Source organism: Cellulomonas sp. URHE0023 (genome assembly GCF_000688475.1).
Classification (GTDB): domain Bacteria; phylum Actinomycetota; class Actinomycetes; order Actinomycetales; family Cellulomonadaceae; genus Cellulomonas.
On record NZ_JIAN01000011.1, the window covers coordinates 118,399 to 132,939 of the forward strand.

Genomic DNA, 14,541 nt, shown 5'->3' on the forward strand with positions numbered 1-14,541 from the left:
CTCCTCTCCTCAGCGGCCGGGTCACGCTCGCCGGTCGGCGAGAGTGGCATCGACCGCGCGTGCGACGACCGTCGACAGGTCACCACCGCGTGACAGCTGGGCACGCTGCCGGTCGGCACCGGTGCCGCGGGCCAGCAGCGCCGACATCTCCTCACGAGCCCAGGCGAGCTCACCGGCCGCCTCCAACGCGCCCGACACGTGGTGCAGCAACGCGCTCAGGGCGTCCCGCGCCGGCACGAGCCGGTCCTCGACCGGGTGCACCAGGTCTCCTGACAGCCCGAACCTGCTCGCACGCCAGGCCGCCAGCCGCACCACGACGGTGGGCTGCGTGGACGGCGGCACGCCGGTGCGCCACTGGTCCGCGGCGGTCTGCACCAGCGCACGGCAGAGCGAGGCGACCAGCATGGTGTCCCGCACATCCAGGCAGACGTCCGCGACCCGGATCTCGACTGTCGGGTGCCGGTGCGACAGCCGGGCGTCGAAGTACACCATCCCGCCGTCCAGCAGCGTCTGGGTGGCCAGCATCCTGGCGACCACGTCCTGGTAGGCAGCGGCGGAGCCGAAGATGTCCGTCGGCCCCGTGCCGGGCCACCGGCTCCACGCCTGGGTGCGGTAGCTCGCGTACGAGGTGTCGCGTCCACCCCAGAACGGCGAGTTCGCGGCCAGCGCCGTGATCAGCGGGAGCCACGGTCTGATGCGGTCCAGCACGGCGACACCCTCGTCCGCGCTGTCGATCGCGACGTGCACGTGGCACCCGCACGTCAGCTGCTCCTGGCACGTCAGACCCATCTGCGCCTCGATCGCGCGGAAACGGGCCCCGTCGCTGAGGACCGGTCGCACGGGCAGGGGCGACGTCGCGAGCGCCGCGACGCGAGCCCCGGCGGTGCGGGCGGCGACGTCAGCCACCCGACGCAGTGACACGAGCTGCTCGCCGAGGTCCCCGATCGTGCGGGTGGGTGTGGTCGCCGTCTCGACCTGCTGCTCCTGGAGCTCCGACTGCAGGGCGCCGACCGGCAGGGCCGTTCCTGCCGCCAGGACCGAGGACCCTGCGGCGACCGGCGCGCCCGTCGCGTGGTCCACCAGCAGCAGCTCCTCCTCCACGCCGACCGTGCGCAGACGCGGCGAGGCGACCGTGAGCACGTCGAGGTCGACGGCGAGCGACGTGTCCGTGGCCATCAGCGGATCCCGTGCGTCTGGAGCCACAGCTCGAGCACGGCGAGCGGCCACAACCTGGCGACACCGGTCGGCCCCGCGACGGGTTCCGGCTCCGCCAGCAGCGCGTCGACGTACTCACGCCGGAACAGCCCTCGTTGGCGGGCTGTGGGCGAGGTCAGGGTGTCGCGCACGAGCTCCAGCACCGGCCCGTCGAGGTGCGTGACGGCAGGGACCGGGAAGTACCCCTTGGGCCGGTCCACGACGTCGGCAGGCAGCAGGCGTCGAGCGACGGACTTCAGGACCCCTTTGCCCCCGTGAGCGAGCGCGAGCTCCGGGGGGCACGCGGCGGCGAGCTCGACGAGCTCGTGGTCCAGGAACGGCACTCGCGCCTCCAGGCCCGAGGCCATCGTCATGCTGTCGAGCCGCATCACCGGGTCGTCCACGAGCATGACCTCGGTGTCGAGCCGCAGGACGGCATCGACCGTGCTCTGGGCACCCGGCCGGGCCAGGTGCGCGGCCACGAGCGCCCGGGACGGGTCCTCGGCGACGTGCCACTCGGGCGCCAGCAGGCGCGCCATGTCCGCGTGGTCGCGCTCGAAGTAGAGCCCGGCGTAGGTCTCGGCGGCCTCCGACCGAGGCACGTCGGCCAGCGGAGCGTGCCAATGGTAGCCACCGAAGACCTCGTCCGCGCCCTGACCGGACTGCACCACGCGCACGTGGGTGCTGACCTCCTGGGCCAGGAGGTCGAAGGCGACCGTGTCGTGGCTGACCATGGGCTCGGACATCGCCTGCACGGTGTGCGGGAACGCCTCCACGACGTCCTGGGCCGTCGCCGTGACCCTGTGGTGGTCCGTGCCGAAGCGCTGCGCGACGGCGTCGGACCACCGGAACTCGTCCCCCGCAGCACCGGCCCCGCTGGGAAACCCGATCGAGAAGCTGGCCAGGCCGGTCTGACCTGCCTCGGCCAGCAGAGCGACCACGAGGCTCGAGTCCAGGCCACCCGACAGCAGCACGCCGACCGGGACGTCGGCGACCATGCGGCGTCGGACCGCCGTCCGCAGCGCGTCGTGCACGGCGTCTGTCCAGTCGCGCTCGTCCCAGTCGCGTTCCTGTTCCCGTCGCACGTAGTCGGGCGCCCAGTAGACGTGGTCCTGTTCGCGCCCGTCCGGGTGGACCACCCGCACAGTGGCGGGAGGCAGCTTGCGGACGCCTTCCAGGATCGTCCGAGGTGCAGGCCCGACGGCGCGCCACGACAGGTAGTGGTGCAGCGCCACCGGGTCGAGAGCGGTGTCGACGTCGCCCGCCTCGAGCAGCGCAGGCAGCGTCGACGCGAACCGCAGGCGGCCTGGAGCCCGGCTCACGTACAGCGGCTTGATGCCGAGGCGGTCGCGAGCCATGACGACCCGGCCGCTGCGCCGCTCCAGCAGCACCACGGCGAACATGCCGACCAGGTGGTCCACGAAGCTGGTGCCCCACCGGTGGTACGCCTTGACGACCACCTCCGTGTCCGAGGCGGACGAGAAGCGGTAGCCCTCGCGTCGGAGCTGTTCGCGAAGCTCGCGGTAGTTGTAGATGATCCCGTTGAAGACGCACACCAGATCGAGGTCGTCGTCGACCATCGGCTGCAGGCCCGCGTCGCTGACGTCGATGATCGCCAGACGCCGGTGGCCGAGCGCGACGCGGCCCTCGCTCCACGAACCGGAGCCGTCGGGTCCCCGCGCCGCCAACGCCTTGGACATCCGCTCGACGGCCTGCCCATCGGCAGGGCTGCCGTCGAAGGTGATCTCGCCACAGATGCCGCACATGTGAGCCGCTCTCTCGCCCGCTGGGGCCGGGAGCTCGACCAGTGCATCCAAGACTCACACGCGCAGGACCGGTCCGCTCGTCGGTCAGCCCAGGCGGACCGCGACGTGGGCCCGGAGCTCGCTCAGGAGAAGCCGGTCCACCGCACCCTCGAGCAGCAGGTAGTGCAGGTTCTCCGTGATCGCCCAGGCGCGGAGCCGCTGCGCGAGGTCCCCGTCGACCACCCCCAGGACCTGCAGCGCGTCGTCGACCTCTCGCGCGGTCGGCCCGTCCAGCGTCAGCGCGGCCGAGGGGTCCGGATCAGCGACGAGGACCTCGAACCTGGTCAGCAGCCGCCCGAGCTCGCCGACCGGGTCGAGGTGGTCGTCGACCCGCAGATCGACGCGTTCCGCGGTGCGCAGCTTGACGACACCCTGGCCGGACGCCACGAGCAGTGCCGCGCTCTGCCGCCCCCGAACGTCTCCACCGGCGTCCTGACCCGCAGCCAGGCCGACCAGGAGGCGGCGCGCGAGGCTCCCGGTCGCACCCGCGAAGGCGTCAACCATGGACCCGAGCACCTGCTGGTCCGCGAGGAAGTTCCCGACGGCGACGCAGTCCTCTGCGACCAGCTGGCCGGCCGCCGGCCAGCACCCCGAACCGGTCCAGGCTGCCGGCTCCCCGGTGCCGGCGACCACAGCCACCTGCCGCACGTCGCGCTCCTCGTCAGGCTCGACCAGGCCGTGCACTGTCCGGGTTGCCGTCACCCCGGCGCGCAGCAGGCGCATGCCACGCTCGCGGTAGGCGACGTTGGTCCGGGCCTGGGTGGCGAGCGCGCCGATCCCGGCCGACACGGCGGGCACGGTCGAGCCCACCGCGAGGTACTTCGACGCGGTGGCGACACCGAACGTGCGCCCGTCACCGTCGCGCGCCACGAGAGAGAAGGTCACCTTCGAGATCCTGCCGCACGCACGGCGCCGGCATCAGGGCCGAGCCGTCCGGAGACCACGTCGCCCCGCAGTTGCGTCGCCTGGGACCGCGGCTACCGTTGACGGGACGGACCCGTCCCTGACGGCTCCGTCCTCCGATGCAGCAGCGTGTCGGCGCCCAGGTGGGAAACCTGCGGTCGCCCCCGGCACCGCGGCCCCGACGGGCAGATCGTCCCTCCGTCGGCAGTGCCCGACGGCTGACTCCCGGGAGATTCGATGTTCCTGCACCGGCAGACACTCCAGCACCAGGCCAAGCCCGAACGTCCCGACGCCGTGTACGCACGAAAGCTGCAAGAGGTGCTGGGCGGGCAGTACGGCGAGATCACCGTGGCCATGCAGTACGCGTTCCAGTCCTGGAACATCCACGTGCCGGGCAAGTACCGGGACCTGTTGTTCGGCATCGGCACCGAGGAGTTCGGGCATGTCGAGATCCTCGCGACGATGATCGCGCAGCTGCTGGAGAAGGCTCCGGTCGGGGTGACCGAGGGCGCCATGCAGGCGGACCCGACGGTCGCTGCCGTGATCGGCGGCACCGACATCCAGCACGCGATCGTCGCGGGCGCCGGTGCGCGCCCGGTGGACAGCATGGGCAACCCGTGGATGGGCTCGTACATCACCGCCAGCGGCAACCTGCTGGCCGACTTCACGGCCAACGCCAACGCCGAGATGCAGGGCAGGGTCCAGGTAGCGCGCCTCTATCACATGACCGACGACACCGCGGTGCGCGATCTCCTGGGCTTCCTGCTCGCGCGCGACACCATGCACCAGAACCAGTGGCTCGCCGCCGCCGCGGAGCTGCGCGCCGAAGGAGCGGAGGAGCTGCCCGTGCCCAGCAACTTCCCGCTGAACAAGGAGGACCGCGAGGTGGCGTACCAGTACATCAACTTCTCCGACGGCGAGAAGGCCGCCGAGGGGACCTGGGCGTCCGGCGCTACCCCTGACGGGAAGGGCGAGTTCACCTACGTCGCCGAACCGCCGCAGGGCGTGCCGATGCCGGCGCCTACCCGCCCGGACAGCCGGCTCTACGGAACCACCGACCTGCCCAACGCCATGGAGAAGATCGCCGGCACGGTGCAGGACAAGCTGCATCGGGAGTGAGCTCGGGAGGTCGGGCGCCGCTCCGGCGGCGCCCGACCTCTCGGACCCGAGCACTGTCGAGCAACCGCCGTCAGCGGACGAGGCCCTCCTCGGTGGCGGCCCCGCTCGGCCGTGGCCCGACCACGAGACGACGACGCCCCGCCGGGGTGACGTGCCATGACCAGAGGTCGCACCTTCGCGTCCAGGAAGCTGACGTGACGAGCGAGACGGGCCGGGCGTCGGTCTCACGCCGCACGACGAGTCATCGCAGAGGGCGTCGCTGTGCGCCCACATCGCCTTTCCCTTCTGGAGGCAACAATGTCCGTTCGACCGACCATCCCGTCCAACCCGTGCATCTGCGGTGTGTGCGGCAAAGAACATGCCGACCCCGGTATGGCCCGCGCCTGTGAGAGCTACCACGAGCGCAAGAAGTTCGCTGCTGGACCCGGCGTTCTCGCCGGCACCAGCGCGTCGCCGAGCGGCCTCGACTGACGACGGGGCGGCCGACGTCACGAGACCGCCGCCCCCGCGCGACGAGCGGCCGCGTCGTCGCCGCGGCCGCTCGATCTCGTGCCGTGACTCGGTCACGCGAGCTGGCGGGACAGCTCCTCGGGACGGGTCGTGGGCCGGTCGCAGACGAATCCTCGGCAGACGTAGGCCGTCGGCGCGCCGTCCACGAGCGGGCGGTCCACCAGCAGCGCGCGGCCGTCCGAGCCGCCTTGGTCGCCGAGGGCCAGCACCAGACCGGGCGCGCTCGAGGACAACGCGACACGGTGGAGCGCCGCCGTCCGTGCGTCGTCGAGGGGTCCGACGATCGCGACCTCCCGTGGGCCGTCGACCACGGCTTCCGCCACGGCGAGTGCTGCGCCCGCCGCCCGTGGGAACCGTTCAGCGATCGTCAGCGCGTCGCGCAGGGCGAGCTCGGCCGCCTCCCGGTGACGCAGGGAGCCGGTGATCGCGGCGTACGTCAGGAGCGCCCCGGCCGCGGCGGACTGGCCTGCGGGTGTGGGTCCGTCCGCCCGGTCCCGTGGCCGTCCCAGGCGGGCGACGACGAGGTCGGTCTCGTCGTCCGCGGTGTCGTGGAAGCCGCCGTCCGTCGCGGTGAAGTGATCCAGAACCGTGTCGAGCAGGCGTCCCGCGACCGTGAACCACCGGGTCTCGCCGGTGGCTGCCGACAGTGTGAGCAGGCCGTCCGCAACATGGGCGTAGTCCTCCAGGACACCCGGCGCGCGGCCCGGAACCCCCCTGCGCGACGACCGGACCAGCCGGGTCGAGCCGTCGTCGCGCTCGCGCACGTGAATCGCGACGAGGGTGTCGGCGGCAGCCACGGCGGCCTCGAGGAACGCCGGGCGGTCGAGCAGGACACCGGCCTCGGCCAGGGCGGCCACCGCCAGACCGTTCCACCCGGACACGACCTTGTCGTCCAGGCCGGGCCGGTTACGTCGCGACCGCGCCGTGCGCAGGCGCGCACGCACGTCCCCGAAGCGTTCCGCGTCGCCCGGGTCACCTCGACGCTGCAGCACCGAGGTGCCGTTCTCGAACGATCCCTGCGGGGTCACGGCGAACACGCTCGCCGCCCAGGCGCTGTCGGACTCGCCGAGCACCTCGCGCAGCTCGTCAGGGCTCCAGACGTAGAACGCCCCCTCCTGCCCGTCGCTGTCGGCGTCCACCGACGAGGCGAAGCCGCCCTCCGGCGTCCGCAGCTCCTCGCACATCCACTCGGCGGTCTCGAGGGCGACGCGCTGGGTGAGAGGAGCGCCCGCCGCCCGCCAGGCGTGCGTGTACACCCGCAGGAGGAGCGCGTTGTCGTAGAGCATCTTCTCGAAGTGGGGCACCGTCCAGGACTCGTCGACGGCGTACCGGGCGAAGCCACCGGCGAGCTGGTCGTACATCCCGCCGCCCGCCATCGCCTCGAGCGTGCGCGTCGCCATCTCCCACGCGGTGGGGTCGCCCGTGCGCGCGTGGTGGCGCACCAGCCACTCGAGAACCGTCGACGGCGGGAACTTCGGAGCACCCCCGAACCCGCCGTTGCTCACGTCGAACGTCGGCGCGAGTCGCTGCAGAGCCTGCTCCAGCAGCTCGGCGTGCGCGACCTCGGGCGCCCCGCTCGCGGTTGCGCCGCTCGCGAGCGCTTGCGTGATCGCGCCGGCGGCGGACAGCACCTCGTCCCGCCGTGACGTCCACGCGGCCGCCACGGCGGCGAGCACCTCCGAGAACGACGCCATCTGGTGCAGCCGGCGCGGGGGGAAGTACGTCCCGCAGAAGAAGGGCTCCCCCGCCGGCGTGGTGAACACCGTCATGGGCCAACCGCCGGCACCGGTCATGGCCTGGGTCGCTGCCATGTAGACCGCGTCGACGTCGGGACGCTCCTCGCGGTCGACCTTGACGCACACGAAGTGCTCGTTCATGAACGCCGCGACAGCCGCGTCCTCGAACGACTCGTGCGCCATCACGTGGCACCAGTGGCACGCCGCATAGCCCACCGAGACGAGCACCGGCACGTCGCGGGACGTCGCCTCAGCGAATGCGGCGTCGCCCCACTCCTGCCAGTCGACCGGGTTCCCTGCGTGCTGAAGCAGGTACGGGCTCGTCGCACCGGCGAGGCGGTTCGTCACGATGGACACCTTCGGGGGTCGAGGGCGACGGACGCCACCACCGTCCTGCCGGGCGGGCGTGCCCTGAACACGGGGGTGGCGTCCGCCGCCGTGCGGGCACCCGTGCACGGGCACCCTGCGAGACGGCAGTGCGTGCAGTCAGCCGGCGTCGGAGCGCTCGTCCTCCTGCGACTGGTCGGCACCCGTCTTGGCCGGATCGAGCTCGTTCTCGTCCGGACCGGTGCCGTCACCTGCGGGGGTGATGGGTTCCCCGTCCCGTGGCTGCTGAGTCGCGCCGGTCATGGCCCCGCCGATCAGCGGTTGCCGATGTGCTCGTCGGCCGACTTCTCGACCTTGGTGACCTGCTCGTCGTGCGAGCCGCCCGTCACCGACGCCGCCGCGTCGCCGCCCTTGTCCAGAGCGGTGTCGCTCGCCTTCTCGCCCTGGTCGCTGTCGAGCGCGTCGGAGGCCTTGTTCTTGAGGTCGTCGATTCCCATGCTTCACCTGCTTCGGTCGTCCTGCGGGTGCCTGCTTCGCCCGCGTCCTCATGGTGCGTCACGCCGCGTCGGCCCGCATCCGACAGCTCGCGGATCGGCCCTCCGTGGCGTGCGCACGCGCCGCCGAGCGCCCGGGGCCAGCGGTTGCGGGCTCCGCCATGACGCCTAGCCTCGTGGGACGGGTCCAGCAGCGGCCGGACCCGCCGCTCGCGACGGGCGTCCCACCCCCGATCGGAGCTGCGCGTCGTGCACCCCATCCGTCGCACCGCCCTGACCGGTGTCGCCGAAGTGAGGTCCGGGCCGGGCGTGGTCCCCCGGCACCACGTCGCCACCACGTCGCGTGAGGACTGAGGCGTGACCACCCAGACGTGTGACGCCGTCGTCATCGGCGCGGGCCCGAACGGTCTCGTCGCGGCGAACGCACTGGTCGACGCCGGGTGGGACGTCCTCGTGCTGGAGGAGCAAGGCGTCCCGGGTGGCGCGGTGCGCACCGAGGAGGTGATCGCGCCGGGGTTCCGCACCGACCTGTTCAGCGCCTTCTACCCGCTCGCCGCAGCGTCACCGGTCATCGCAGGTCTGCATCTCGGTGACCACGGGCTGCGCTGGGTGCACGCCCCGACGGTGCTCGCGCACGCGCTCGACGACGGCCGGGCTGCCGTCCTGCACCGCAGGGCGCAGGACACCGCCGAGGGCCTCGAGGAGTTCGCCCCCGGCGACGGCGACGCGTGGATGCGCGTGGTGCAGACCTGGCGGATGGTCCGCGACCCGCTGCTCGACGCCCTGTTCACGCCCCTGCCCCCGGTCGTCCCGCTGGTCCGGCTCCTGCGCCGCACAGGCGTCTCCGGGGCCCTCGACCTGGCCCGCATCGGCGTGCTCCCCGTACGACGTCTGGCCGACGAGAACTTCCGCGGCGAGGGTGGCGGGCTGCTCCTGGCCGGAAACGCGATGCATGCGGACGTCCCTCCGGATGCTGCCGGCAGCGGGGTGTTCGGGTGGTTGCTCGCGATGCTCGGGCAGGATGTCGGCTTCCCGGTCCCCCGTGGCGGCGCGGGAGAGCTCGCCGGAGCGCTCGTGCGCCGCCTCGAGGCCGGTGGCGGCCAGGTGCAGACGGGAGCTCGCGTGGACCGGGTTCTCGTGTCGGGCGGGCGGGCCGTCGGCGTGCGCACCCGCGACGGTCGGCAGGTCCGTGCTCGCCGCGCCGTGCTCGCCGACGTGACTGCGCCGTCGCTCTACCTCGACCTGGTCGGCCGTGAGCACCTCCCCGCACGTCTGGGCCGCGACCTCGAGCGGTTCCAGTGGGACCACCCCACGTTCAAGGTCAACTGGGCCCTCCGGACGTCCGTGCCGTGGACAGCCCCCGGCGTCCGGGGCGCGGGAACCGTCCACCTCGGCAGCGACATGCTGGGCTTCGTCGACATGGCGGCCGACCTGTCCGTGGGGCGCACACCGTCGCGGCCCTTCATGCTCTTCGGCCAGATGACGACCGCCGACCCCACCCGCTCGCCCGACGGCACCGAGTCCGCGTGGGCCTACACGCACGTCCCGCGCGGCACGGACTGGTCAGGCGCCGCGGTGGCCGAGGAGGTCGAGCGCATGGAGGCGGCGGTCGAACGGGTCGCGCCAGGCTTCCGGGACGCGGTCCTCGGTCGGCACGTGCAGAGCCCGCTCGACCTCGAGGCATCGGACGGAAACCTCGTGGGTGGCGCGGTCAACGGTGGGACCTCGGCCCTCCACCAGCAGCTCGTGTTCAGACCGACCACCGGCCTCGGGCGCCCCGAGACGCCGATCGCGGGCCTGTTCCTCGCGAGCGCCTCGGCACACCCCGGGGGCGGCGTGCACGGTGCGTGCGGGTGGAACGCGGCCCGCGCCGCGCTCGGCGCCGCGAGCCGCACAGGACGCGTGCGGACGTCACTCGCCCGCACCGCCTGGGAGCGCGTGCTGCGGGAACGCTGACGGCGTCATGCCGCGCGCCGCAGTGCGCGCACGACCGCGATCCCCGAGACCGCGACGCCGGCGGCGAGCGGTAGCCGCAGCCACTGCCGGCCCCACCGGCCGTGCACCGCCTCGCCCTCGGGGGTCGGGCTCCAGACGTTGCCGCTGTGCGGGGCGACCTTGTCCCGGGAGAGCCCGAGGACCGACATGAGCGGCGTGACGAGCGCGTCGAACAGCCGAGGCAGCAGCCGGAACGCGGTGACCATCAGCGCGTTCCCCGCCCCGACGGAGACCATCGGGCGGGGGTGCTCGAGCACACGCTCGACGGCGCGCGCGACGGCCTCGGGCCGTACGACCGGCGGCGGTGGCCGACCCACTCGCCCGGAATAGCTCCCCGCCTGCGAGTAGACGGGCGTGTCGACGCTCCCCGGTGCCACCAACGACACGTGGACGCCGGCCTCGCGCCGCATCTCCTGCTGGAGCGTGCGCGTCAGGCCGTGCACGCCCCACTTGCCGGCCACGTAGGAGCTCATCCACGGCGTGGTGATCCTGCCCAAGAGCGAGCCCACGACGACCAGGTGGCCCCCGCGGCCACCCGTGAACAGGTCGAGCGCCGCCCGGGCCACGTTCGCCGTGCCGAGCAGGTTCACCAGCTGCGCCCGGTCGAACACGTCGGCGGGCACGTCGACGAAGCGGCCGTACGCCACCACGGCCGCCGAGACCATCACGGCATCGACCCGCCCGAACCGGTCCACCGCCCGGCGCAGCAGCACCTCGACCGCGTCGCGGTCCGTGACATCGGTCGGGAGGACGTACGCACCCGGCCACCCGGGCGGAGCCACGTCCTGGCACTCGCGGGCGACGACGTCCAGGACGGCGCGCGAGCGCGAGGACAGCACGAGCGCATCACCACGACGCGCCAGCCGGTGCGCCGTGGCCCGGCCGATGCCGCTCGACGCTCCCACGAGGACCACGACACGGCCGTCACGCGCGGCCCTCACGTGCTCTCCGACTGCGCGGAACGTCCCTCGGCCAGGTGCGCGAGGCGCCGGAGCGTCTCGCGGTTGCGGGGTATGAGCAGCGCGGTGCGCACGAGGCGTGGGATGAGCAACCCGGGTCCGCGGACCACGTCCTCGACGATCCTCACGGAGCAGCCCTCACCGTGCGGCATCACCTCGATGCGGACGTGGGCCTCACCGGCCGGCCAGCCGCGGGCCTGCAGCTCGATGCCGCGGTCCGGGCGCCAGGCAAGCACGACGGTCTTGTCGTCGATCACCGCGGGCCACACCCCGAACGAGTGGCTGATGGTGGACCCGGGTGCGGGGAAGCTCACGTCGACGCCCCGCAGACGTGAGGTGCCGACGACCCACGTGGCGTAGCTCCAGCCGTCGGCAAGAACAGCCAGCACCGCGTCCGGGCGGCAGCTCATCCGTGCTGCGACGGTCGCCATCAGCGCGGGTCCAGGACGACCTTGATGCAGCCGTCCTCCTTGGCCTGGAACATGGCGTACGCCTTCGGTGCCTGCTCGAGCGGGAGCCGGTGCGTGCGCAGGTCGAGGACGCCGAGCGGGTCCGCGTCGCCCGAGATGAGCGGCAGGAGGTCGTCGACCCACCGACGGACGTTCGCCTGTCCCATCCGCAGCGTGATCTGCCGGTCGAACAGGTCCATCATCGGCATCGGGTCGACCGCACCGCCGTACACGCCCGAGATCGACACGGTGCCGCCGCGCCGCGCGAGCTGGATGGCCGTCTGCAGTGCCGCCAGCCGGTCAACTCCGGCCTTCTCGATGACGGGCCGTGCAAGGGCGTCCGGGAGGAAACCGGCGAGCTTCTGAGCGCTCGCGGCCCCGGTGGACCCGTGCGCCTCCATCCCCACGGCGTCGATCGTGGAGTCGGCACCCCGGCCGCCCGTGAGGTCCCGGACCGCGGCCTCGAGGTCGTCCACCGCCGTCACGTCGATCACGTCGATGCCGTGCCGCTGCGCCATGGCGAGCCTCTCCTTGACCAGGTCGAGGCCGATGACCCGTGAGGCCCCGCGGTGCGCCGCGATGCGCGCGGACATCTGCCCGATCGGTCCGAGTCCCACGACGACCACGGTGCCGCCCGGGGGGACGTGGGCGTACTCGACGGCCTGCCACGCGGTGGGCAGGACGTCGGACAGGTACAGGTAGCGCTCGTCCGGCGACCCGTCGTCCGGGACCACCACCGGTCCGTACTGGGCCTGCGGCACCCGCAGGTACTGCGCCTGCCCGCCCGGCACCTGCCCGTAGAGCTTCGTGTACCCGAAGAGCGCCGCGCCCTTGTCCTGGGCGCGGACCTGCGTCGTCTCGCACTGCGACATCAGCCCGTGCGTGCACATCCAGCACGTCCCGCAGGCGATCCCGAACGGCACGACCACGCGGTCGCCGACGTTCAGCCGTGCGGCACCCGGCCCGACCTCCTCGACGACGCCCATGGCCTCGTGCCCGAGGACGTCGCCCTTGTCCAGGTACATCCCCAGCACGCCGTACAGGTGCAGGTCGGAGCCGCAGATCGCGGTGGACGTGACGCGCACGATCGCGTCCGTCGGTTCTTCGATGCGCGGGTCCGGGACGGTCTCGGCCCGGACGTCCTCGCGTCCCTGCCAGGTGAGTGCTCGCACGTCGGTCCTCCTGGTCGTGCTCCCGGCGACGCGTCTGCACCTAGCTGGACATGGTGCGCTCCCCGGGAACATGCCGCGACCGGAGCCTTCGACCGGTCGAGCGGTCCCGGACGGGGCGCCCGTGCGTCACGCGAGCGCGTCGATGCGCGCCATCTCCTGCTCCGTGAGCTCGAACCCCACGACGTCGAGGTTGGCGGCGAGCCGTTGCCGGTCGGTCGACTTGGGGATGACGACCACGTCGTGCTGGAGGTGCCAGCGGAGCACCACCTGCGCGGGCGTCACGCCGTGGGCGGCGGCCGCGTCGACCAGCGCCGGAGCACGCAGGTCGGAGCGCTTCAACGGGCTGTACCCCTCGACCACGACCCCGCGGTCGCGGTGGGCCGCGAGGAGTCCGGGGTCGTGGTCGGCCGGGCTGTACGGGATCTGGTTCACCGCGGGCGCCTCGCCGGTCGCCTCGACCAGCTGGTCGATCTGGGCCACGGAGTAGTTGGAGACGCCGATCGAACGCACCAGACCCTCGTCCCGCGCAGCGCGGAACGCCTCCCACGTGCGCGGCGCCGCGTCTCCCCCGGGCGGCCAGTGGATGAGCCACAGGTCGAGATGGTCGAGGTTCAGCGCCACCAGCGACTCGGTCAGCGTCCTGCGCTCGCGGCCGACGCGCTCCGGCGGGAGCTTGGTGGTGACGAAAACGTCGTCCCGGTCGATGCCGACCGTGGACAGCGCGCGCCCGACCTCCTCCTCGTTGCGGTACATGGTCGCGGTGTCGATGTGCCGGTAGCCCAGCTGGAGGGCCGCACTGACCGCACGCTCGGCCGCGGTGCCCTGGGCCTGCCAGGTGCCGAGCCCGAGCACAGGGATCGCACCACCGGGCAGTGCCAGCGTGGGCATGTCGACCTGGATCACCGGTCCAGGATGCGCGGCCCGTCGACACCCCGCACGTCGGAGACCCCCTGCGTTTGACACCTTGGGGTCACGCGCGATGATCGGGAGGACCCGTTCGGAAGCGTGCGGTCCCGCGAGCGTCGCTGGAGCACCGATGATCACCTCCGAGGTCGCCGACCGCGTCTACCGTCTCGGGCACGCGTTCGTGAACTGCTACGTGGTCGAGGACGACGGCCGGGTGCTGGTCGTCGATACCGGGCTCCCCGCGATGTGGCCGCTCCTCGCGGAAGCGCTGCGCGAGCGCGGGCTGCGGCCCGGGGACGTCGCCGCGATCGTCCTGACGCACGCCCACTTCGACCACACCGGGTTCGCCGCGCGGGCGCAGGCGCGTCTGGACGTCCCGATCTGGGCTCACGTCGACGACTTCGGGCTCGCCGAGCACCCCTACCGCTACGCGCACGAGAACCCCCGAGCCTTCTACCCGGTCCGGCACCCGCGCGCCCTGCGGATCCTGGGTGCGATGGCGTTCGCCGGTGCCCTCCGCGTCCCGGGCGTGCGCGGACTGCGGCCGCTGCCGTCCGGGGGCGCGCTTCTGGTCCCCGGTCAGCCCGTCGTCGTCCCGACGCCCGGACACACCGCCGGGCACTGCGCGCTGCACCTGCCCGACCGCGACGTGGTGCTCAGCGGCGACGCGCTGGTCACCCTGGACCCGTACACCGGTGTCCGGGGTCCGCAGATCGTCGCGGGCGCTGCGACCGCGGACAGCGCACAGGCGCTGGAGTCGCTGGCGGCGCTTGCCGCGACCGGCGCGGGCACCGTGCTGCCCGGCCACGGCGACCCCTGGACCAGGGGCGTCGCCACCGCCGTCGAGCAGGCACGCGAGGTCGGCGCGCACTGACGACCGGAGAAGCGGTTCGGCGTGCGGCTCTCGGAGAAGTGCTCCACAGTGGCCCTCAGAGGCGCCAAGAAAACGCGCACCACGCATCGTGTGCAGCA

General features: G+C 72.9%; 14 protein-coding genes. 4 read left to right on the forward strand and 10 right to left on the reverse strand.

From position 1 onward, the window contains the following. Nucleotides 1-21: 21 nt before the first annotated feature. The 3 genes from N553_RS0119870 to N553_RS0119880 all read right to left on the reverse strand — a co-directional run bounded on the left by N553_RS0119870 (nt 22) and on the right by N553_RS0119880 (nt 3,884). Nucleotides 22-1,176, reverse strand: coding sequence for a glutamate--cysteine ligase (locus tag N553_RS0119870; protein ID WP_197030140.1), 1,155 nt, complete (start codon nt 1,174-1,176; stop codon nt 22-24). Further along, nucleotides 1,176-2,960, reverse strand: a complete 1,785-nt coding sequence (locus tag N553_RS0119875; RefSeq protein WP_028047977.1) for an N-acetylglutaminylglutamine amidotransferase — start codon at nt 2,958-2,960, stop codon at nt 1,176-1,178. The genes N553_RS0119870 and N553_RS0119875 overlap by 1 nt, the downstream gene beginning before the upstream one ends. Before the next feature lie 84 nt (nt 2,961-3,044). Further along, on the reverse strand, nt 3,045-3,884 hold the full coding sequence (locus tag N553_RS0119880) for a DUF1028 domain-containing protein (protein WP_028047978.1): 840 nt from the start codon (nt 3,882-3,884) through the stop codon (nt 3,045-3,047). Nucleotides 3,885-4,139: 255 nt separating this feature from the next. Between N553_RS0119880 and N553_RS0119885 the strand changes: the two genes are divergently transcribed. Continuing rightward, a complete protein-coding gene (locus N553_RS0119885) occupies nt 4,140-5,021 on the forward strand; it encodes a manganese catalase family protein (RefSeq protein ID WP_028047979.1) in 882 nt (293 codons plus the stop codon). Between the two features lie 297 nt (nt 5,022-5,318). Continuing rightward, on the forward strand, nt 5,319-5,492 hold the full coding sequence (locus tag N553_RS25230; RefSeq protein ID WP_156043927.1) for a hypothetical protein: 174 nt from the start codon (nt 5,319-5,321) through the stop codon (nt 5,490-5,492). 92 nt (nt 5,493-5,584) lie between these two features. On the opposite strand, the gene N553_RS0119895 is transcribed toward N553_RS25230, so the two are convergent. The 3 genes from N553_RS0119895 to N553_RS0119905 form a co-directional block, all read right to left on the reverse strand. Then, the gene (locus N553_RS0119895; protein WP_028047980.1) at nt 5,585-7,615 is read right to left on the reverse strand and encodes a thioredoxin domain-containing protein; all 2,031 of its coding nucleotides are present in this window, start codon (nt 7,613-7,615) and stop codon (nt 5,585-5,587) included. Nucleotides 7,616-7,753: 138 nt separating this feature from the next. Continuing rightward, a complete protein-coding gene (locus N553_RS25235; RefSeq protein ID WP_156043928.1) occupies nt 7,754-7,897 on the reverse strand; it encodes a hypothetical protein in 144 nt (47 codons plus the stop codon). A gap of 11 nt (nt 7,898-7,908) precedes the next feature. Next, the gene (locus N553_RS0119905; protein ID WP_028047981.1) at nt 7,909-8,091 is read right to left on the reverse strand and encodes an Rv0909 family putative TA system antitoxin; all 183 of its coding nucleotides are present in this window, start codon (nt 8,089-8,091) and stop codon (nt 7,909-7,911) included. Nucleotides 8,092-8,445: 354 nt separating this feature from the next. On the opposite strand from N553_RS0119905, the gene N553_RS0119910 reads away from it, so the two are divergent. Beyond that, nucleotides 8,446-10,044, forward strand: coding sequence for an NAD(P)/FAD-dependent oxidoreductase (locus N553_RS0119910; RefSeq protein ID WP_028047982.1), 1,599 nt, complete (start codon nt 8,446-8,448; stop codon nt 10,042-10,044). Nucleotides 10,045-10,049: 5 nt separating this feature from the next. On the opposite strand, the gene N553_RS0119915 is transcribed toward N553_RS0119910, so the two are convergent. The 4 genes from N553_RS0119915 to N553_RS0119930 all read right to left on the reverse strand — a co-directional run bounded on the left by N553_RS0119915 (nt 10,050) and on the right by N553_RS0119930 (nt 13,566). Then, complete coding sequence (locus tag N553_RS0119915) at nt 10,050-11,024, reverse strand: SDR family oxidoreductase (protein WP_028047983.1); 975 nt, start codon at nt 11,022-11,024, stop codon at nt 10,050-10,052. Beyond that, on the reverse strand, nt 11,021-11,473 hold the full coding sequence (locus N553_RS0119920; protein WP_028047984.1) for an SRPBCC family protein: 453 nt from the start codon (nt 11,471-11,473) through the stop codon (nt 11,021-11,023). The genes N553_RS0119915 and N553_RS0119920 overlap by 4 nt, the downstream gene beginning before the upstream one ends. Continuing rightward, complete coding sequence (locus N553_RS0119925; protein WP_028047985.1) at nt 11,473-12,663, reverse strand: Zn-dependent alcohol dehydrogenase; 1,191 nt, start codon at nt 12,661-12,663, stop codon at nt 11,473-11,475. Before N553_RS0119925 ends, N553_RS0119920 begins: the two co-directional genes overlap by 1 nt. Before the next feature lie 126 nt (nt 12,664-12,789). Beyond that, entirely contained in the window at nt 12,790-13,566 is a 777-nt protein-coding gene (locus N553_RS0119930; protein WP_231505332.1) for an aldo/keto reductase, read from the reverse strand. 133 nt (nt 13,567-13,699) lie between these two features. On the opposite strand from N553_RS0119930, the gene N553_RS0119935 reads away from it, so the two are divergent. Next, nucleotides 13,700-14,443, forward strand: coding sequence for an MBL fold metallo-hydrolase (locus tag N553_RS0119935; protein ID WP_028047987.1), 744 nt, complete (start codon nt 13,700-13,702; stop codon nt 14,441-14,443). Nucleotides 14,444-14,541 lie beyond the last annotated feature (98 nt).